This is a genomic window from Streptomyces sp. AV19, assembly GCF_015999245.1.
Lineage (GTDB): Bacteria > Actinomycetota > Actinomycetes > Streptomycetales > Streptomycetaceae > Streptomyces.
In genome coordinates, this window is the sequence record NZ_JAEAMR010000010.1 from 656,836 (window position 1) to 675,258 (window position 18,423).

Annotated in this window: 18 protein-coding genes and 5 tRNA genes; 14 read left to right on the top strand and 9 right to left on the bottom strand. The window is 71.8% G+C overall.

Going from position 1 to position 18,423, the window contains the following annotated elements; translation table 11 throughout:
* Nucleotides 1-75: 75 nt before the first annotated feature.
* The 3 genes from I5Q34_RS21450 to I5Q34_RS21460 form a co-directional block, all read right to left on the bottom strand.
* A tRNA-Val gene (locus tag I5Q34_RS21450) sits at nt 76-147 on the bottom strand.
* 1 nt (nt 148) lies between these two features.
* A tRNA-Cys gene (locus I5Q34_RS21455) sits at nt 149-222 on the bottom strand.
* 33 nt (nt 223-255) lie between these two features.
* Nucleotides 256-328, bottom strand: a tRNA-Gly gene (locus I5Q34_RS21460).
* Between the two features lie 194 nt (nt 329-522).
* Here I5Q34_RS21460 and I5Q34_RS21465 point away from each other — a divergent pair.
* From I5Q34_RS21465 to I5Q34_RS21475, 3 genes are read left to right on the top strand one after another with little or no spacing between them, the layout of a single operon-like run.
* On the top strand, nt 523-1,584 hold the full coding sequence (locus I5Q34_RS21465; protein ID WP_199893926.1) for a chorismate-binding protein: 1,062 nt from the start codon (nt 523-525) through the stop codon (nt 1,582-1,584).
* The gene (locus I5Q34_RS21470) at nt 1,581-2,402 is read left to right on the top strand and encodes an aminotransferase class IV (protein ID WP_199893927.1); all 822 of its coding nucleotides are present in this window, start codon (nt 1,581-1,583) and stop codon (nt 2,400-2,402) included. The genes I5Q34_RS21465 and I5Q34_RS21470 overlap by 4 nt, the downstream gene beginning before the upstream one ends.
* 41 nt (nt 2,403-2,443) lie before the next feature.
* Nucleotides 2,444-3,265, top strand: a complete 822-nt coding sequence (locus I5Q34_RS21475; RefSeq protein WP_199893928.1) for a GNAT family N-acetyltransferase — start codon at nt 2,444-2,446, stop codon at nt 3,263-3,265.
* On the opposite strand, the gene I5Q34_RS21480 is transcribed toward I5Q34_RS21475, so the two are convergent.
* Nucleotides 3,262-3,780 (bottom strand): DsbA family protein, encoded by a 519-nt coding sequence (locus tag I5Q34_RS21480; protein WP_199893929.1) that lies wholly within the window; start codon nt 3,778-3,780, stop codon nt 3,262-3,264. The genes I5Q34_RS21475 and I5Q34_RS21480 overlap by 4 nt on opposite strands.
* Before the next feature lie 165 nt (nt 3,781-3,945).
* Here I5Q34_RS21480 and I5Q34_RS21485 point away from each other — a divergent pair, with 165 nt between their 5' ends.
* Nucleotides 3,946-4,371: a hypothetical protein gene (locus I5Q34_RS21485; RefSeq protein WP_199893930.1), complete on the top strand. Its 426-nt coding sequence runs from the start codon at nt 3,946-3,948 to the stop codon at nt 4,369-4,371.
* Between the two features lie 59 nt (nt 4,372-4,430).
* Complete coding sequence (locus I5Q34_RS21490; protein WP_199893931.1) at nt 4,431-4,586, top strand: hypothetical protein; 156 nt, start codon at nt 4,431-4,433, stop codon at nt 4,584-4,586.
* Between the two features lie 19 nt (nt 4,587-4,605).
* On the opposite strand, the gene I5Q34_RS21495 is transcribed toward I5Q34_RS21490, so the two are convergent.
* Together I5Q34_RS21495 and I5Q34_RS21500 are read right to left on the bottom strand one after the other, a co-directional pair.
* Nucleotides 4,606-5,169: a CGNR zinc finger domain-containing protein gene (locus I5Q34_RS21495; RefSeq protein ID WP_199893932.1), complete on the bottom strand. Its 564-nt coding sequence runs from the start codon at nt 5,167-5,169 to the stop codon at nt 4,606-4,608.
* Between the two features lie 227 nt (nt 5,170-5,396).
* Nucleotides 5,397-5,810, bottom strand: a complete 414-nt coding sequence (locus I5Q34_RS21500) for an SsgA family sporulation/cell division regulator (RefSeq protein WP_004942301.1) — start codon at nt 5,808-5,810, stop codon at nt 5,397-5,399.
* Nucleotides 5,811-6,131: 321 nt separating this feature from the next.
* Between I5Q34_RS21500 and I5Q34_RS21505 the strand changes: the two genes are divergently transcribed.
* From I5Q34_RS21505 to I5Q34_RS21515, 3 genes are all read left to right on the top strand, one after another.
* Nucleotides 6,132-6,203: transfer RNA gene (locus I5Q34_RS21505), tRNA-Val, on the top strand.
* 66 nt (nt 6,204-6,269) lie between these two features.
* The gene (locus I5Q34_RS21510) at nt 6,270-6,728 is read left to right on the top strand and encodes an SRPBCC family protein (protein WP_199893933.1); all 459 of its coding nucleotides are present in this window, start codon (nt 6,270-6,272) and stop codon (nt 6,726-6,728) included.
* 62 nt (nt 6,729-6,790) lie between these two features.
* Nucleotides 6,791-6,862: transfer RNA gene (locus I5Q34_RS21515), tRNA-Val, on the top strand.
* Between the two features lie 58 nt (nt 6,863-6,920).
* On the opposite strand, the gene I5Q34_RS21520 is transcribed toward I5Q34_RS21515, so the two are convergent.
* The gene (locus tag I5Q34_RS21520; RefSeq protein ID WP_199893934.1) at nt 6,921-7,646 is read right to left on the bottom strand and encodes a 3'-5' exonuclease; all 726 of its coding nucleotides are present in this window, start codon (nt 7,644-7,646) and stop codon (nt 6,921-6,923) included.
* 166 nt (nt 7,647-7,812) lie between these two features.
* Between I5Q34_RS21520 and I5Q34_RS21525 the strand changes: the two genes are divergently transcribed.
* From I5Q34_RS21525 to I5Q34_RS21550, 6 genes are all read left to right on the top strand, one after another.
* Nucleotides 7,813-8,391, top strand: a complete 579-nt coding sequence (locus I5Q34_RS21525) for a DUF4365 domain-containing protein (RefSeq protein ID WP_199893935.1) — start codon at nt 7,813-7,815, stop codon at nt 8,389-8,391.
* A complete protein-coding gene (locus I5Q34_RS21530) occupies nt 8,391-9,533 on the top strand; it encodes a hypothetical protein (protein ID WP_199893936.1) in 1,143 nt (380 codons plus the stop codon). The genes I5Q34_RS21525 and I5Q34_RS21530 overlap by 1 nt, the downstream gene beginning before the upstream one ends.
* An 83-nt stretch (nt 9,534-9,616) precedes the next feature.
* Nucleotides 9,617-11,596 carry a threonine--tRNA ligase gene (gene thrS, locus I5Q34_RS21535; RefSeq protein WP_199893937.1) on the top strand — a complete coding sequence of 660 codons (1,980 nt, stop codon included), beginning with the start codon at nt 9,617-9,619 and terminating at the stop codon, nt 11,594-11,596.
* A 132-nt stretch (nt 11,597-11,728) separates the two neighbouring features.
* Nucleotides 11,729-12,292, top strand: coding sequence for an HIT domain-containing protein (locus I5Q34_RS21540; RefSeq protein ID WP_199893938.1), 564 nt, complete (start codon nt 11,729-11,731; stop codon nt 12,290-12,292).
* Nucleotides 12,293-12,354: 62 nt separating this feature from the next.
* A complete protein-coding gene (locus I5Q34_RS21545) occupies nt 12,355-13,158 on the top strand; it encodes a polysaccharide deacetylase family protein (protein ID WP_277965385.1) in 804 nt (267 codons plus the stop codon).
* Nucleotides 13,158-14,345, top strand: a complete 1,188-nt coding sequence (locus I5Q34_RS21550; protein ID WP_199893939.1) for a YncE family protein — start codon at nt 13,158-13,160, stop codon at nt 14,343-14,345. Before I5Q34_RS21545 ends, I5Q34_RS21550 begins: the two co-directional genes overlap by 1 nt.
* Before the next feature lie 9 nt (nt 14,346-14,354).
* On the opposite strand, the gene I5Q34_RS21555 is transcribed toward I5Q34_RS21550, so the two are convergent.
* Together I5Q34_RS21555 and I5Q34_RS21560 are read right to left on the bottom strand one after the other, a co-directional pair.
* Nucleotides 14,355-16,004, bottom strand: coding sequence for a hypothetical protein (locus I5Q34_RS21555; protein ID WP_199893940.1), 1,650 nt, complete (start codon nt 16,002-16,004; stop codon nt 14,355-14,357).
* A 163-nt stretch (nt 16,005-16,167) separates the two neighbouring features.
* Nucleotides 16,168-18,375 (bottom strand): elongation factor G-like protein EF-G2, encoded by a 2,208-nt coding sequence (locus I5Q34_RS21560; RefSeq protein ID WP_199893941.1) that lies wholly within the window; start codon nt 18,373-18,375, stop codon nt 16,168-16,170.
* Nucleotides 18,376-18,423 lie beyond the last annotated feature (48 nt).

Consider the following 18,423-nt stretch of genomic DNA (forward strand, 5'->3'; position numbering starts at 1 on the left):
AGTGACCTCTTCCGTGTCAGGGAAGCGCTCTCCCGCTGAGCTAATCGCGCGGGCAAGATCCGTGTGGATCCCGAGTGGACGATACTGGGATTGAACCAGTGACCTCTTCCGTGTCAGGGAAGCGCTCTCCCGCTGAGCTAATCGTCCTTGGAGGTGGAGACGGGATTTGAACCCGTGTAGACGGCTTTGCAGGCCGTTGCCTCGCCTCTCGGCCACTCCACCAGGAGTGCGGGGGTCGGGAAGATCCCCCACTCGAGCGGACAACGAGACTCGAACTCGCGACATCCACCTTGGCAAGGTGGTGCTCTACCAACTGAGCTATGTCCGCATGCGCCCTCCGGACCGTGATCCGGAAGTTGCCCCGCCGTTTCGCTTCCGCGTCCCGGCGACGTGTTGAACTCTAGCGGATTCCGGCGCCAGCTCAAATTCCGTTTCCGCAGCGTGCTGCCCTGTTCCTCCCGGCTTCCTCCCCGCGGCCCGACTCCGGAGCACCCGCGACGACCTCGCCATAGACTCGTTGACGTGCATCACCTCCCCCCGATGGCCCGCTTCGGCGGCCTCCTCGCCACTGATCTTCGCGACGTCACCGGCGACCCCGCGGCGCTGGACTCCAAGGGCTGGTGGGCGGTGGTCGCGGACTTCGAGGGAGGCATCCGCTGCGCCCGCTTCGGCGACGTCCGGCCCGCCCCCGCCCCGGCACCCGCGCACTGGCACGGTCCCGCCCCCGGCGACTGGACGACATCCCTGGACCGGGCCGCCTACCTCGCGGGCGTCGCCCGCGTGCGCGAACACATCGCGGCCGGCACGGTCTACCAGGTCAACCTCTGCCGCGTGCTGGGCGCCCGGCTGCCCGACCCGGACGCCGCCGACGTCGACGCCCTCACCGCCCGCCTCGCCGAGGGCAACCCCGCGCCGTACGCCGGCACCGTCCGGCTGCCCGCCCACGGTGTCGAGGTGGCCACCGCCTCCCCCGAGCTCTTCCTGCGCCGCCGCGGCCGCACCGTGGAGTCCGGACCCATCAAGGGCACCGGCCGCACCACCGCCGACCTCACGGAGAAGGACCACGCCGAGAACGTGATGATCGTCGACCTGGTCCGCAACGACCTGGGACGCGTCTGCGCCACCGGCTCCGTGACCGTCCCCGGCCTCTGCGTCACCGAGGAGCACCCCGGCCTCGTCCACCTCGTCTCCACCGTCCGCGGCGAGCTCGCGCCCGACGCCGGCTGGCCCGAGCTGCTCGCCGCCACCTTCCCGCCCGGCTCCGTCACCGGCGCGCCCAAGGGCAGCGCCCTGGACATCATCGACGAGCTGGAACGGGCGCCGCGCGGACCGTACTGCGGCGGCATCGGCTGGGTGGACGCCGACCGCGGCACCGGAGAACTCGCCGTCGGCATCCGCACCTTCTGGATCGACCGGACGGCCCCCGGCGGCCCCGCCCTGAAGTTCGGCACCGGCGCCGGCATCACCTGGGGCTCCGACGCCGAGGACGAATGGGCCGAGACCGAACTCAAGGCCGCCCGCCTGCTCGCGATAGCGTCGGGAGACCGTTCGGGAACCCCACCGCCCGTCGGGAGGCAACGGTGACCATCTGGATCGACGGATCCCTGCGCGCGGGCCCGGACGCCCGCGTCTCGGCGCTCGACCACGGACTCACGGTCGGCGACGGCGTCTTCGAGACCCTCAAGGCGGTGGACGGCCGCCCCTTCGCCCTCACCCGCCACCTCGACCGGCTCGCCGCCTCCGCCCGCGGCCTGGGGCTGCCCGAGCCGGACCGCGACGAGGTCCGCCGCGCCTGCGCCGCCGTCCTCGCCGCCGCTCCCGCCCCGCTCGCCCTGCTGCGGATCACCTGTACCGGCGGCATCTCCCCGCTCGGCTCCGCACGCGGGGACGGCCGGCCCACCCTCGTCGTCGCCCTGGCCGAAACCCGGCGCCGGCCCGACACCACCGCCGCCGTCACCGTCCCCTGGACCCGCAACGAGCGCGGCGCCCTCACCGGCCTCAAGACCACCTCGTACGCCGAGAACGTCGTCGCCCTGGCCCGCGCCCGCCAACAGGGCGCCACCGAGGCCCTGTTCGCCAATACCGTCGGCGCGCTCTGCGAGGGCACCGGCTCCAACGTCTTCGTCGTCCTCGACGGCGAGACGCACACCCCACCCCTCGCCTCCGGCTGCCTCGCCGGCATCACACGCGCCCTCGTCCTGGAATGGACCGGCGCCCAGGAGACCGAGCTGCCCCTGGACGTCCTCGACCGGGCCGAGGAGATCTTCCTGACCTCCACCCTCCGCGACGTCCAGGCCCTCCACGCCCTCGACGGCCGGCCGCTCCCCGGCACCCCGGGCCCGGTCACCGCCAAGGCCATGCGGATCTTCGACGAGCGCTCGGCCGCGGACAACGACCCCTGAAGCGCGGGGCATGCCGGGGGAGGGGTGGGTAGAACACCACCGTGACCACCACCCTGCGGCCCACCGCGCCCGAGCGGCGCACCGGCGACGGCGCCCGGTCCCGGACCTACGACATCTGCGTCAACGGCCGGCCCGTCGGCGCGGTCCTCCTCACCACGGACCCGCACGTCAACGGCCTCGCCGGGCGCATAGACCGGCTGGAGGTCAACCCGCCGGACCGGTACCGCGGGCGCGGTACCGTCGCCGCGCTCGCCGCCGAGGAGGTGCTCCGCGGCTGGGGGTGCCGCTGGGTGGAGACCGCGATTCCGGCCGAGGCCCGCACCGCGCTCGGCCTGGCCGGTGCCCTCGGCTACACCGAGCACGCCCGCGTCCTGACCAAGCGCCTCACCCTCCCGCCCGCACTGCCGGCGGGCAGCACCGTACGGGCACTGGAGGAGACCGCCTTCCCCGCCTGGCTGGCGGCCGAGGAAGCCGCGTACGCCGAGACCTGGACCGCCCGCGGCCTCACCCCCGGCGAGGCCGCCGCCCTCAGCACCCGCGTCCACGCCACGGCCTTCCCCCAGGGCCACGCGACCCCCGGCCCCCTCGTGCGCGTCCTCGCCCACGAGGGCACCGACGTCGGCACCCTCTGGCTCGAACAGCGCGGCGAGTCGGGCTACGTCGTCGTCGTACGGGTCGCGCCCGAACACCGCGGCCACGGGCACGGCCGCACCCTGATGCGCACCGCCGAGCGCGAAACCCTGGCCATGGGCCTGAGCCGGCTCCGCCTCTCCGTGGCCGCGGGCAACACCCCGGCCCGGCGGCTGTACGCCTCGCTCGGCTACCGGCCCTTCGTCCTGAACCTCTCCAAACCGCTGCTCTAGACCCCCAGCAGCCGGTCGGCGATCTCCTCGATCCGCTCCCGCAGCCCCTCCTGGGACTCCCCGCCGTCCAGCCGCTCCCCGCCGATCACATACGTGGGCGTGCCCGTCACCCCGATCGCCTTGCCCTCGGCCTGGTCGGCGTCCACGACCAGCATGTGCCGCCCGTCGATCAGCGCGGTGTCCACCTCCTCGGCGTCCACCCCCAGCTCCTTCGCCACCGCGGTCAGCACCTCCTCGCCCCGCGCGCCCAGCTCCTCGGCCCTGGCCAGCACGGCCTCCGCGAAGGGCCAGCCCAGGCTCTGGACGGCGGCCTCCTCGGCGGCCTGCGCCGCCGCGTAGGCGTGCTGGTGCTTGGCCAGCGGGAAGTGCCGCAGCCGGATCTCCATCCGGTCGCCGTAGCGGGCGCGCAGCGCGCGCAGGTCCTCCAGGGCGGTGCGGCAGTCGGTGCACGCCAGGTCGCACCAGACGTCGAGGACCGCGGACGACGGGGTGGCAGGGCTGTTGGTCTCGCTCATGGGACCAGTCTCCCAGCCCCGCCCCGCGGAGGGGATCTCGGTCCTGGGGAGGAGGGGACACCCCGAGACGACCCGGAGTTCTCCCGGATCCGCCACCCGGTCGTGGCACCCGCGCACACGACCGGTGCAGGATGGACGCAGAACCCCCATCGTCAGGAGGACCGGATGCTGACCTCGACCGTATGCGCCGCGGTGTCCGCGGGCGGCCTGGGGATCGCCCTGCTGACGGCCTACCGCAAGCGCTTCCTCGCCGCCACCCGGATCGCCGCGTTCGCCCTGATCCCCGTCGGCCTGGTCATGACCGGGATCATCGACTGGGTCGAAGACCTGGTCTTCAAGCCCAGCGTCTGGGCGGGCTTCGGCGTCCTCGCGCTCTCCACCCTGCTCTTCCTGGCCGGCCGGGCCGCCGAGCGCCGCGGCGCGGGTCGCAGCCGCAAGGCCGCCACCGGCCCCGACGCCGTCGCCCCCGCGGCCTCCGCCCCATCCCTGGGCCCGGCCCGCACCCCGAAGCCCGCCGCACCGAAGGGGCGGAAGGATAGCGGCGAGGACTTCTCCGACATCGAGGCAATCCTCAAAAAGCACGGGATCTGACGAACACCTCCACACGAAAGGCCCGTTGAGCGAGCGCGCTGCGCCATGATCTGCCGGAGATGAACGACGAACAACCGGCCGACCTGACCGCAGACCTGTCCGACGAGCCGAGGGGCTGCCTCTTCGCGCTCTCCCAGCCGCCCCTGATGCTCTTCCTCGCCTTCGTGGCGACCCTGATACTCGGGACCGCGGTCCACGACCTCTACCGGTGGTGAACCGCGGTGCCCCGGCCCGCTACTCCCCGGCCCCGCGCCGACGCGCCCGGTACGCGGCCACATGCAGCCGGTTTCCGCACGTGCGGCCGTCGCAGTAACGCCGCGACCGGTTCCGGGACAGATCGACGAACGCCCGCCCGCAGTCCGGCGCGCCGCACCGCCGCAGCCGCTCCAGCTCACCCGCCACCAGCAGGAACGCCAGCGCCATGCCCCCGTCCGCCGCCAGGTGCTCGGCGAGCGAGGCCCCCGGCGCGAAGTAGTGCACATGCCAGTCGTACCCGTCGTGGTCCGTCAGCCGCGGCGTCGTGCCCGCCTCCGCCACCAGCGCGTTGAGCAGCTCCGCCGCCTCCGACGCGGCCTCCGCGTCGAAGACCCGGGCGAACCGCTCCCGCAGCGCCCGCACGGCCACCAGATCGCCCTGGCCCAGCTCGCCGACCCCGCTGATGGCGTGCCGCTCGACGAACGCCCCGAGCGCCGCCACGTCCATGAGGGCGTCACCGGCCGGCGCGGGGCCGCCGGAGGCGGTGTTGAGCAGATCGACGACGGAGCCGAGCGCGCACCGGGTGTCGTGGTTGATCAGCACGGTTCGTTCGCTCCCTGGCCCGGCCGGAAGGCGGCAATTGTTCGACTGCGGGCCCGACCTTACTGGCTCTGCGGGGCGCACGTACGACAGCGCCGCCACCGCGGTGGAATCCGCGAGGACGGCGCTGCCGGAACGCTCCGTGCGAGTTGTGCGAGAAGTGTGTCAGCGGGACGGGGTGCGCGCCGCCTCCCCGAGTGGGCGGCGCGCCGGGCCGGAACCTCGTGGCCTCAGCTCTCGGCCAGGATGTGGGAGAGCTCGGTATCCAGATCGAAGTGCCGGTGCTCGGTGCCGGGCGGAACGGCGGCGTCGGTCCGCTTGAGGAACGACTCCAGGGCTCGCGCCGGAGCCTCCAGGAGGGCCTCGCCCTCCGGGGAGCTGAGCGCGATGCACACGACGCCCTGACCGTGACTGCGGGACGGCCAGACGCGGACGTCGCCGGTGCCGGTGGGCCGGTGCAGGCCCTCGGCGAGCAGATCCCGGGCGAAGACCCACTCGACCGTCTCTTCGGCTCCGGTGTGGAAGGTGGCGTGTACGGCATACGGATCGGAAGTGTCGTACCGCAGACCTGCGGGTACAGGCAGTGACGATTCGCTCGACACAACGAGGCGCAGGTGCAGCTCACAGCTGACCGTGGTGTTCATAAGCGCCAGGGCCTTTCGCTCAGTGTGCGCTCGGGGATTCGCACGTCGGCGAAATCGACATGCCACCTACGGTGCCGTTGTAAACCCCTCTGACCGTTTTGAGGCTCTTCGGATACCTCGTACGGCCGACCCTTTCCCGCGTGAATACGGCCGTACCGGTGAGTTCCGTCAATTTGCCGACGCGCCGGCCCGTCACCACGGAGGGTGACGGACGGTCGCGGTGCGCACCCCGCCGCGATCTTGCCCGGCCACCTCGCGCGAGGCGGCCGGAAACGTGGTTCGGCGCACCCTCTGACATGCGGTAATGTTTGCGGTGCGCCCGGGCGATTAGCTCAGCGGGAGAGCGCTTCGTTCACACCGAAGAGGTCACTGGTTCGATCCCAGTATCGCCCACAACGGACCCGGGGTCCGCGAGGTAAAACCTTGCGGGCCCTGGGTCTTTTGCTGTCCGCTGGCCGCATGGCAGGCCGCTACCGTTACCGCTTCCACGAGCACTGGGACCTCGACGCGGCGCCCGACGCCGTCTACGCCGTCCTCGAAGCCGTGGACGACTATCCGTCCTGGTGGCCCCGGCTGTCCTTCACCCGCATCGACCCGCACAGCGGCACCGTGGGCGTCCGCTCGTTGCTGCCGTACGAGCTCCGCCTCACCGTTCGTGAGCGCCGCCGCGACCCCCGTGCCCGCGTTCTGGAGGCCGCCCTCGACGGCGACCTGGCCGGCCGGATCCGCTGGACCGTCCAGCCGCGCGGCGCCGGCACCCGCGCCCGCTTCGAACAGGACGTGGAGCTGCGCAATCCCCGGATGCGCCGCTGGGGCCCCGTCGCCCGGCCCGTCTTCCTCGCCTCTCACGGCTGGGTCATGCGCCGCGGCCGCCGCGGCCTGCGCCGGCGGCTGGAGCGCCCGCGGGCCGGAATTTGATGGGGGGCCGCCGCGGCCTGTATTGTTCAGTGCGTCGCCGGGGGAAATCCCGGGGAAATCCCGGGCGATTAGCTCAGCGGGAGAGCGCTTCGTTCACACCGAAGAGGTCACTGGTTCGATCCCAGTATCGCCCACATCGACAAGGCCGGTCCGTCAACAGACGGACCGGCCTTGTGTGTTGCCCCGGGACGCTCAGGCCGCCGACGTCAGTTCCGTGCGCAACGGCCACGCCGGGTCGCACACCTCCTCCGAACCGTTGCGCGCGAACCATGCCTGCAGGCCGCGGGCCTGCGCCGCGTGCCACACCGCCTGCCGCGCGTGCAGCTCCGCCGCGCTCAACCGCTCCAGACGCACCGCGAACCGCTGGCCTATCGCCCGCACCACCGCCATCGACGCCTCCGCGTCCGCCGCGGCGTCATGGGCGCCCGCCAGCTCCACCCCGTAGTGCGCGCACAGATCCGCCAGCGTCCGCCGGCCCTTGCGGTACCGGTCCAGGTGCTTGTCCAGCACCCACGGGTCCAGCACGCACAGCGACGACGTGCCCAGGTACGACGCGAGCGACGACGCCCGGTGCCGGCGCAACTCCCGGTCCAGCAGAGTCAGGTCGAACGGCGCGTTCATCACCACCAGCGGGACGCCCGCCGCGGACTGCTCCGCCAGCGCCCGGCCCACCTCCTCCAGCACGGGCGCGGGCCAGCGCCCGTACCGTTGGAGGTGAGTATCGGTCAGGCCGTGTATCGCCGTCGCCCCCTCAGGCACCGGCACCCCCGGATTGACCAGCCAACGGGTGGTCACCGGCGAGGCCCCCGCCTGTGACTGCACCACGAGGGCCGCGGATACGATCCGGTCGCGCTCGACATCGACCCCCGTGGTCTCCGTGTCGAACGCCGCGAGCGGCCCCTCGAACCAGCACGGCATGTCACAACTCCTCGCGCTTGCGCGGAAAATGGCGTGATTCCCCTCCCTCCGTCGAGTGATACCCCCTCCTCACACGGCCCGAACCGCCCTTGTTTGCGAAGGAGTTCAGGCGGAGACAACACCGATGTAGGGACCAACCGACGCGCCCCCGGAAGGTGTTTCGGACATGCCGTCGCTCGCGCAGCCCGAACCGGCCGCCCCGGTCGGCGAGCTGCCCGCAGGACCCCCGTCCCGACGCGGTGCCCTCGCCGTCACCGCCTGCATGGAGACCCTCCAGATCGGCTACCTCCACGCCGTCGCCGCGGCCGCCGGCTGCTCGCTGGCCCAGCCCTTCCCCGACCACGGCATCGACTGGCACGTCAGCCACAGCGCCCCCGGCCACACCGCCGACGACGAGGTCACCATCAAGGTGCAGCTCAAATGCACCTATCAACTCGGGCCCCGCCCCACCGGAACGACCTTCCCCTTCACCCTCGACAACGACCACCTGGCCAAACTCGCCCGCACCCCCGTCTCGGTGCACAAGATCCTCGTCGTGATGCTCGCTCCCCGGACCCGGGCCGACTGGCTGCGCGCCGGCCACGACCGGCTGGAGGTGCGGCACTGCTGCTACTGGGCCAACCTCGCCGGACACCCCGTGACCGGCCGGCGCAGAACCACCGTACGGATCCCCACCTCGCACGTCTTCGACGACCACGCCCTCTGCGAGATCATGACCCGCGTCGGGGCGGGAGGGAGACCCTGATGCGACCGCAGGCCGACACCCCCGACCCCGCGGTCCTCGGTGCGCTGCTCACCCGCCACGGCTGGCGGCGGCGCGGCGGGGCGACCGGCCGCTACGGCCGCTGGACACCCCCGGACGCCGCCGGCACCAGCCTCCTCGTACCCGAGAGCGCCGCCTTCCCCGACAGCGCCGACCTCCTCGCCGAGGCCCTCACCGCCCTCGAACGCAGCGCCGCCCCCTCCGCCCGCCACGTCCTCATCGCCCTGCGCACCCCCAGCGACGAGATCCACTGGCACCGGCGCATCCCCGAACCCGGCCCGCCCGCCGCCGTCTGGGCCGCCCAGGAACGGCTGCGCTCCGGCGCCCGCGCCCTGCTGCTCACCGGCGCCCTCGCCGCCCGCGCGACCGCCGGCTATCACGGCGCCCGGCACCGCCGCCCCGCCGAGGCCGCCCTCGCCGGACTCCTGGTCGGCCCCCAGCCCGGCGCCCGCGACCTGACCGTCTTCGCCCCCGTGGGCCCCGACGACCCGTACGGCCGCCCGGCCGTCGGCGCGCTGCTCAGGGCACTGCACGCGGCCCGGGACGCCACCGACCACGAACGCGCCACCGGCCGGCCCGAGGCGTTCGCCGCGGCCGTGGAGGCGGGCGTGTGCCGCGAGCTCACCGAGGCCCTCGTCGCCCTCGTCGGCGGCTCCGAGGGGATCCGCGTCCACGTGGAGTGGGCCCCGGCCGCCGGTCCGCCGCCCGGGTTCGGGGCACGGCCGGAACCCGTCGAGTTCTCCCCGGGCGACCTCCCCGTCCTGCGCGAGGCGGGCGCCCGCTACCTGCGCGACGAGCCGCCACTGCCCGTACGCCTCACCGGAACCGTTGTCCACCTGTGGCGCGACGCCCCCGGCGGCTCCGGAACGGTGCAGCTCAAGGTCGTCGACGGGGCGGACGTGACGGAAGTGCGCGCCGAGGTCGACGAGGACGACTACCGGATCGCCTGCCATGCCCACCTCATGGGCCTGCCCGTGCGGATCGGCGGACGGCTGGAGAGCAGGGGCGGCTTCCGCAGGCTCACCGGGGCTGGGGGCGTCCTGCCCGTGCGCGTGGACGAGTCCGAGCGCGAGCGGCTGCTCAAGTCCCTCGACGTCTTCGGCGACCGGGACGATCACGGATAACTGTTTCGCGACCAGGGTGCGCGGCTCGGTACGATTCAGACGCGCAGCGTCCGCTGCAGCGTCCCCTGAGTCAGGAGAGTCCGGTGTCAGACGTCCGTGTGATCATCCAACGCGATTCCGAGCGGGAAGAGCGCGTGGTGACGACGGGCACTACGGCGGCGGACCTCTTCGTCGGCGAGCGCACCATCGTCGCCGCGCGCGTCGCCGGCCAGCTGAAGGACCTCGCCTACGAGCTCGCCGACGGCGACGAGGTCGAGCCCGTCGAGGTCGCTTCCAAGGACGGCCTCGACATCCTGCGCCACTCCACCGCGCACGTCATGGCCCAGGCCGTGCAGGAGCTCTTCCCCGAGGCCAAGCTGGGCATCGGCCCGCCGGTCAAGGACGGCTTCTACTACGACTTCGACGTCGAGAAGCCGTTCACGCCCGAGGATCTCAAGCTCATCGAGAAGCGGATGCAGGAGATCATCAAGCGGGGTCAGCGCTTCTCCCGCCGCGCGGTCACCGACGAGGCGGCCCGCGAGGAGCTCGCCGACGAGCCGTACAAGCTGGAGCTGATCGGCCTCAAGGGCTCGGCGGCCCAGGAAGAGGGCGCGAGCGTCGAGGTGGGCGCCGGCGAGCTCACCATCTACGACAACATCGACGCCAAGACCGGCGAGCTGTGCTGGAAGGATCTCTGCCGGGGGCCGCACCTGCCGACGACCCGGGTGATCCCGGCGTTCAAGCTCATGCGCAACGCGGGCGCGTACTGGCGCGGCAGCGAGAAGAACCCGATGCTCCAGCGCATCTACGGCACCGCCTGGCCCACCAAGGACGAGCTCAAGGCGTACCTCGAGTTCCTGGCCGAGGCCGAGCGCCGCGACCACCGCAAGCTCGGCGCCGAGCTGGACCTCTTCTCCTTCCCGGACGAGCTGGGCCCGGGCCTCGCGGTCTTCCACCCCCGGGGCGGTGTGATCCGCAAGGAGATGGAGACCTACTCGCGTCGCAAGCACGAGCAGAGCGGCTATGAGTTCGTCAACACCCCGCACATCACGAAGGAACACCTCTTCGAGACGTCCGGGCACCTCCCGCACTACGGCGAGGCGATGTTCCCGCCCATCGAGTTCGACGGGCAGAACTACCGCCTGAAGGCCATGAACTGCCCGATGCACAACTTGATCTTCAAGTCGCGCGGGCGGTCGTACCGTGAACTGCCGCTGCGTTTGTTCGAGTTCGGCACGGTCTACCGCTACGAGAAGTCCGGCGTCGTCCACGGCCTGACCCGCTCCCGTGGCTTCACCCAGGACGACTCGCACATCTACTGCACCAAGGAGCAGATGCCGGAGGAGCTCGACACGCTCCTCACCTTCGTGCTCGACCTGCTGCGCGACTACGGCCTGACCGAGTTCGAGCTGGAGCTCTCGACCCGCGACCCCGAGTCCGACAAGTTCATCGGTTCGGACGAGGCGTGGGAGGAAGCCACCGAGGCGCTGCGCCAGGCGGCCGAGAAGCAGGGCCTTCCGCTGGTACCGGACCCGGGCGGCGCCGCGTTCTACGGCCCGAAGATCTCGGTGCAGGCGCGCGACGCGATCGGCCGGTCCTGGCAGATGTCGACCTTGCAGGTCGATTTCAACCAGCCCGCGCGTTTCGGTCTGGAGTACACGGCGGCGGACGGCTCGCGCCAGCAGCCGGTCATGATCCACCGGGCGCTGTTCGGCTCGATCGAGCGGTTCTTCGGCGTGCTGCTGGAGCACTACGCGGGTGCGTTCCCGGCGTGGCTGGCCCCGGTGCAGGCGGTCGGCATCCCGATCGGTGACGGGCATGTCGAGTACCTGGAGGAGTTCGCGGCCGAGGCTCGCGAGAAGGGCCTGCGCGTCGAGGTGGACTCGTCCTCGGACCGTATGCAGAAGAAAATCCGCAACCATCAGAAGGCCAAGGTCCCGTTCATGATCATCGTCGGTGACGACGACATGAACGCGGGCACGGTGTCGTTCCGCTACCGCGACGGTTCGCAGAAGAACGGAATCCCGCGTGACGAGGCCATTGCCGAGCTCGTTGACGCGGTAGAGCGTCGCATTCAGGTGTGACGTGGTCCCCGTAAGCGGGGGTGCGCCGAAGATGCTCCAACGCACCTACGGCACCGCATAATGGTCCCCGCACTGGCGGGGTCGAGGGGCGGCCCACCAGGGCCGCCCCTCGTCGCGTCCCCGCCACGGAATATGCTGCTCACCATGACGAGTGAGCCGGAGCAGCAGATCGGAGTAGGGTCCCCGGACGCCTTCCAGCGACTGTGGACGCCCCACCGGATGGCCTACATCCAGGGGGAGAACAAGCCCAGCGGCCCGGGTGTCGGTGACGGCTGCCCGTTCTGCTCCATTCCGGAGAAGTCGGACGAGGACGGGTTGATCATCGCCCGGGGCGAGAGCGTCTACGCCGTACTCAATCTGTACCCGTACAACGGTGGACACTGCATGATCGTCCCGTTCCGCCACGTCGCCGACTACACCCAGCTCGACGTCGCCGAGACCGCCGAGCTGGCCGACTTCACCAAGCGGGCCATGACCGCCCTCCGTGTCGCCTCCGGGGCGCACGGATTCAACGTGGGCATGAACCAAGGCGCGGAGGCCGGAGCGGGTATTGCCGCCCACCTGCACCAGCATGTCGTGCCCCGCTGGGGTGGCGACACGAACTTCATGCCCGTCATCGGCCACACCAAGGTTCTGCCCCAACTCCTCGCCGACACCCGGAAGATGCTCGCCGACGTCTGGCCCGAGGGCGCGTGACACGCGCACTGCGAAATTAGGGAAATCACCTCTAAATCGGATAAATCGGGTCTAATGGTGCGGTGACCTTCGTTCACCGCCGTACCGTGCTGCGCGCAGCCGCGAGCGGTGTCCTCGCCACAGTGGCGGGGGCACCGCTCGTCGGCTGTGATGACGAGCGGCCGTCCGCCTCGGCCGCGCCGTCCTCGGGGAAGCCGTCGGCGAGGGCGTCGGTCCGGCCCGTGCCCGTCGGGCGCGTTCCCGCACTGCCCCCGCTGCCCGCCGGGCTGCCGGCGCAGATCGAGTACGGGCCGCGGGTCCGCAAGGCGGTGGCGCTCACCTTCCACGGGCGCGGGGACGCCCGGACGGCGACCGGGTGTCTGGCGGAGGCGGAGCGGGCGGGGGCGCGGGTGACCGTGCTGGCGGTGGGGGACTGGCTGGACGCCCAGCCGCAGCTGGCGCGCCGGGTGCTGGACGGCGGGCACGAGCTGGGCAACCACACCATGCGGCACCTCAACATCTGCGCGATGGACGCGAAGGCCGCGTACGCGGAGATTACCCAGTGCGCGGACCGGCTGCGCAGGCTGACCGGCGGGGTGGGGCGCTGGTTCCGTCCGTCGAAGGCGCGGCTGGCCACGGAGCAGGTGGTGCGGCTGGCGCGCAGGGCGGGGTATCCGCATGTCCTGTCGTACGACGTGGACTCCCTCGACTTCACCGATCCGGGCGCGGCGGTGGTGCGGCGCACCGTGTTGAACGGGGTGCGGCCGGGTTCGGTGGTGAGTCTGCACTTCGGGCACGCGGGCACGGTGGCCGCGCTGCCCGCGATCCTCGACGGCCTGCACCGCCGCGGTCTGCGTGCGGTGACGACTTCGGAGCTGCTGACCTGATGACTCGGTTCCCGTACAGACGATTCCGCCGCATCGCGTTGCTGGCCGCCGGTTGTGTGCTGCTGGCGGTGTCCGGCTGCGGTGGCGGCGATGGTGACGAGGCGGCTGGGCCGCAGGCGCAGAAGCAGCGGCAGGGCGCGGCCCGCGGTGTGCCGCGGGGGCTGCCGGGGATGCCGCCGCTGCTGGATCCGAACGACGTGTACGCGGCCGACCGGCCGAACGTGCTGTCGCCGGTGGTGAAGGACTTTCCGTCGCGGGTGTACGTGCCGAACACGGAGTCCGACACGGTGAGCGTGATCGATCCGAAGACGTACAAGGTCATCGAGACGATCCCGGTGGGGTCGCAGCCGCAGCACGTGGTGCCGTCGTGGGACCTGAAGACGCTGTGGGTGAACAACGACCGGGGGCACACGCTGACGCCGATCGATCCGGCCACGGGGAAGGCGGGGAAGACGGTGCCGGTGCACGATCCGTACAACCTCTACTTCACCCCGGACGGCAAGTACGCGGTGGTGATGGCGTCGATGGACCGGGAGTTGGTCTTCCGGGACGCGCACACGATGGCGCGGAAGAAGACGGTGCCGGTGAGTTGTCTGGGGGTCAATCACGCGGACTTCTCGCCGGACGGGCGGTACTTCATCGTCTCCTGTGAGTTCTCGGGGGAGTTGCTCAAGGTGGACACGGCGCGGATGAAGGTGATCGGTCAGCAGAAGCTGCCGTTCGACGGGGCGATGCCGCAGGACGTGAAGATCGCGTCGGATGGGAAGACGTGGTACGTCGCGGACATGATGGCCGACGGGCTGTGGGTGCTGAACGGGGACAAGTTCACCGAGCCGTGGCTGATGCCGACGGGCAAGGGGGCGCACGGGCTGTACGTGAGCCGGGATTCGAAGTCGATGTACATCTCGAATCGGGGCGAGGGATCGATTTCGGTGCTGGATCTGGCGAGCCGGAAGCTGGTGCACAAGTGGGAGCTGCCGGAGGGCGGCAGTCCGGACATGGGGGGTGTGTCGGCGGACGGCAAGGTGCTGTGGCTGTCGGGGCGTTACAACAGCGAGGTGTACGCGATCGACACGACGGACGGGCATCAGATCGCGAAGATCCCCGTGGGTGCGGGGCCGCACGGGCTGGCCGTGTATCCGCAGCCGGGGCGGTACTCGCTCGGCCACACGGGGATCTTCCGGTAGGCGGGCCGGTCAGGCGTTGTAGACGTCGGCCTGGCGGGGGGCTGGGTCCTGGACGGCGCCGCTGAGGTTGCCGGCGCGGCTGGTGAAGCGCTCGGTGTTGACGTTCTTCTCGGCGAGGAAGCGCAGGGCGGCCTCGTGGACCACGCGGAGGACGGGGGTGGCGGCGCGCAGGGCGTCGTCGGCCATGAAGCGGTGGCGCCAGGGCTTGTCGGCCCAGGCGTGGCGGAGGCCGAAGGGCTCGGGGAGATTGAGCTTGCCGCCCCAGTACTCCAGGAGGGGCGGGTAGTAGGTCAGGGGGGCGCGGGCGGCGAGGCGGACGACCTCGCGGGCCTCGACGACGGGGAGTTGGCGCTCCCAGGTCTCCCAGAACTTGAGGCCCTTGCGGAAGGTCTTGGTGCGGTTCTTCGGCTTGCCGTTGAAGACCGGGTGGATGGGGCCCAGGGCGTGGCCGGTGATCTCGATGCGCAGGGTCTTGTGGAGGACGGTGACGTTGACCAGGAGGGTGATGACCAACTGGCCGTCCCACAGGACGAACTGGACGCCGAGGTAGTGGCGGTTGCCGCTGCCGAAGTGCTGTTCGTCGCAGATCTTCTGGAGGGCGGAGCCCCTTATCTGGAAGGTCTCCTCGCTGCCGGAGGGGCGGGAGACGGCGCCGGCGCCCTCGCCGACGGGGGAGACGACCCAGTGCTCGACGAAGGGGGCGGGCAGGCCGCCGGTGTTGATGGGGGTGCGTTCGAGCTGGAGCAGCTGGTCGTGGACGGCGCGCATGATGTCCCAGCTGCGGAAGGGGTCGATGTCCTTGTCGGGGTCGGCGGGGACGAGGTCCTCGGCGAGCTGCCAGCTGCCCCAGCGGGTGCCCATGCCGAGTATGCCCTTGGGGCCGGCGTAGAAGACGATGTTGCTCTTCTGCTCGGCGGAGAGGCGTTCCAGGTTCTGCCGGAGCTGTTCGGCGGCGCTCTCGCCGGGGTTCTTGGGGACGGCTTCGGGGATCTTGGCGCCGATGCCGCCGCCGTCGAGGAGGCCGGTCCAGCGGTTGCGGAGGTCCTTGGCGGTGCGTTCGCAGATGGTCTTGGCCCAGGCCCAGCCGATGACGGGGGCGACCAGCATGGCGCGCAGGTAGATGCCGAGGAGGCCGTTGAACGGCAGCTTGATCATGAAGATGACGGCGAAGACGCCGAGGGCCAGCAGGAGGGCGGTGCCGAGGGCTCCGGCGCGTTTGTTCTGGGCGCCGGCGATGGTGCGGCGGAGCTGGAAGACGCCGAGCCAGAGCAGGACGCCGGGGAGGAAGAGCAGGCCGAAGACGGCCATGATGACGGTGAGCCGGGCGTCGCGCTGTTTGCGGATGCGGCTGGCGGCGAGGCAGTGCTCGACGATGACCTGGGGCTCCATGCCGAAGGCCTGGATGAGGGGTTTGCGGCCGCCGCCGAGCATGCGCTGCTGGACGGCGCGGGAGAAGGCCTCGCCGAGGTTGGGCTCGAAGAGGGAGATGCGGGGTGGTTTGACGGAGGATGTGGCCCAGTCGGAGTTGGCCTTGAGGAGTTCGTCCACGGGGCCGTCGCGGTAGGCGGCGGAGGCGAGGGCCTGGGTCGCCGCGGTCTGGCCGGCGCCGCCCGAGATGGGGATCTGGGCGCCCGGGCTGAAGTCGAACCCGTCTGTCACTGCTGCCCCCCAGGCCGCGCGCTGCTGCGGCGGCCCGACTCCGGTGGACTGCCGGGGCAGTTGCCGGGGGCCGCACGCCCAGCGTATCGGTGTGGGCCGCAGTGTGGGGTGCGAGATCCGAAAGCCGCCCGTCCCAAGCGAGTTGGGACGGGCGGATTGTGAACTATGCCCCGTTCTCCGCCTGTTCGCGGAGGCGGTCGGCGAGCTGCTGGGGCATGGGCTCGTGCCGCGCGTACGAGCGGCTGAACCGCCCGGTGCCGTGCGACAGGGAGCGCAGGTCCACCGCGTACCGGCCGATCTCCAGCTCGGGCACCTCGGCGCGGACCAGCGTGCGTCCGCCCGGGGACTGCTCGGTGCCCACCACCCGGCCGCGGCGCCCGGACAGGTCGCTCATGACCGGGCCCACGTATTCGTCGGCCACCAGCACCCGGACCTCGGCGACCGGTTCGAGGAGGTGGATCCGGGCCTCCGCGGCGGCCTCGCGCAGAGCGAGGGCGCCGGCGGTCTGGAAGGCCGCGTCCGAGGAATCCACCGAGTGCGCCTTGCCGTCGAGGAGGGTCACCCGCACGTCGACCAGCGGGTGGCCGGCGGCGACGCCCTTGGCGGCCTGGGCGCGCACGCCCTTCTCCACGGAGGGGATGAACTGGCGCGGCACGGCGCCGCCGACGACCTTGTCCACGAACTCGATGCCGGAGCCCTCCGGGAGCGGCTCGACCTCGATCTCGCAGATGGCGAACTGGCCGTGCCCGCCGGACTGTTTGACGTGCCGTCCGCGCCCGGCCGCCCGGCCGCCGAACGTCTCGCGCAGGGAGACCTTGTGCGGGACGACGTCGACCTGGACGCCGTAGCGGGTGCGCAGCCGCTCCAGGGCCACGTCGCGGTGCGCCTCGCCGAGACACCAGAGGACGACCTGGTGGGTGTGCCGGCTGTGCTCCAGGCGCATGGTGGGGTCCTCGGCGACCAGCCGGGCGAGGCCCTGGGAGAGCTTGTCCTCGTCGGCCTTGCTGTGGGCCGCGATGGCGACCGGCAGCAGGGGGTCGGGCATGGACCAGGGGTCCATGCGCAGCGGATCGGCGGGGGAGGAGAGGGTGTCGCCGGTCTCGGCGCGGGAGAGCTTGGCGACGCTGACGATGTCCCCGGCGACGGCCTGGGGGACCTGGCGCTGCTGCTTGCCGAAGGGGGAGGAGAGGGCGCCGACCCGCTCGTCCGCCTCGTGGTCCTCGTGTCCGCGGTCGGCCAGGCCGTGGCCGGAGACGTGGACGGTCTCGTCCGGACGCAGGGTGCCGGAGAAGACGCGGACGAGGGAGATCCTGCCGACGTAGGGGTCGGAGGAGGTCTTGACGACCTCGGCCGCGAGCGGACCGGCCGGGTCGCAGGCCGGCGCGGGGCGCGGGGTTCCGTCGAGGGCCGTGACGGGGGGCGGGGTGCGTTCGGGAGGGGTGGGGAACCCGCCGGTGATCAGCTCCAGCAGCTCGACGGTGCCCAGGCCCTGGCGGGAGCCGTCGGGGGCCGGGGCGGCGGCGAGCACGGGGTGGAAGGAGCCGCGGGCCACGGCCCGTTCGAGGTCTTCGACGAGGGTCTTGACGTCGATGTCCTCGCCGGCGAGATAGCGGTCCATGAGGGTCTCGTCCTCGCTCTCGGCGATGATCCCCTCGATGAGCCGGTTGCGGGCCTGGTCGAGCAGCGGCTGCTGGTCGGGGTCCGGGGCGGTCTCGGTGCGTTCGCCGGAGGAGTAGTCGAGGAGGCGCTGGGAGAGCAGGCCGGCCAGGCCGGTGACGGGGCGGTGCCCGTCGGGCCCCTCGGGGCCGTGCAGGGGGAGGTAGAGCGGCAGCACGCTGTCGGGGGAGTCGCCGCCGAAGGCGGCGCGGCAGGTCTCCGTCATCATGTCGAAGTCCGCCCGGGCCGCCTCCAGGTGCGTCACCACGATCGCGCGCGGCATGCCCACGGCCGCGCACTCCTCCCACAGGGTGCGGGTGGCGCCGGTGACGCCCTCCGTGCCCTCCGCCGCGGAGACGACGAAGAGCGCGGCGTCCGCCGCCCGCAGTCCCGCCCGCAGCTCGCCGACGAAGTCCGCGTAGCCGGGGGTGTCGAGCAGGTTGATCTTGATGCCGGCCCAGTCCACGGGGACCACGGAGAGCTGGACCGAGCGCTGCTGGCGGTGTTCGATCTCGTCGTAGTCGGAGACCGCGCAGCCGTCCTCGACCCGGCCGGCGCGGGTCACCGCGCCGGTGGCCAGGGCCAGTGCCTCCACGAGGGTCGTCTTGCCGGAGCCGCTGTGGCCGACCAGTACCACGTTGCGTATGCTGCCGGGCCGGTCGGCCGCCACTGTTCTGCCGGCGGCTCCAGGGTGGGTCGTCGTCTTGTCGCCCATGTGTCCCGCCTTCCGGTTGACACCTGCGGTCCTTCGAGCTTTCCACTG

What these genes read in the sequence shown, in the direction of transcription:
- I5Q34_RS21540 (WP_199893938.1), top strand. Translation starts at nt 11,729, where the DNA reads ATGCTGCTCACCATGACGAGTGAGCCGGAGCAGCAGATCGGAGTAGGG.
- I5Q34_RS21530 (WP_199893936.1), top strand. Translation starts at nt 8,391, where the DNA reads ATGCGACCGCAGGCCGACACCCCCGACCCCGCGGTCCTCGGTGCGCTG.
- I5Q34_RS21525 (WP_199893935.1), top strand. Translation starts at nt 7,813, where the DNA reads ATGCCGTCGCTCGCGCAGCCCGAACCGGCCGCCCCGGTCGGCGAGCTG.
- I5Q34_RS21520 (WP_199893934.1), bottom strand. Translation starts at nt 7,646, where the DNA reads ATGCCGTGCTGGTTCGAGGGGCCGCTCGCGGCGTTCGACACGGAGACC.
- I5Q34_RS21480 (WP_199893929.1), bottom strand. Translation starts at nt 3,780, where the DNA reads ATGAGCGAGACCAACAGCCCTGCCACCCCGTCGTCCGCGGTCCTCGAC.
- I5Q34_RS21510 (WP_199893933.1), top strand. Translation starts at nt 6,270, where the DNA reads ATGGCAGGCCGCTACCGTTACCGCTTCCACGAGCACTGGGACCTCGAC.
- I5Q34_RS21485 (WP_199893930.1), top strand. Translation starts at nt 3,946, where the DNA reads ATGCTGACCTCGACCGTATGCGCCGCGGTGTCCGCGGGCGGCCTGGGG.
- I5Q34_RS21560 (WP_199893941.1), bottom strand. Translation starts at nt 18,375, where the DNA reads ATGGGCGACAAGACGACGACCCACCCTGGAGCCGCCGGCAGAACAGTG.
- I5Q34_RS21490 (WP_199893931.1), top strand. Translation starts at nt 4,431, where the DNA reads ATGAACGACGAACAACCGGCCGACCTGACCGCAGACCTGTCCGACGAG.
- I5Q34_RS21500 (WP_004942301.1), bottom strand. Translation starts at nt 5,810, where the DNA reads ATGAACACCACGGTCAGCTGTGAGCTGCACCTGCGCCTCGTTGTGTCG.
- I5Q34_RS21550 (WP_199893939.1), top strand. Translation starts at nt 13,158, where the DNA reads ATGACTCGGTTCCCGTACAGACGATTCCGCCGCATCGCGTTGCTGGCC.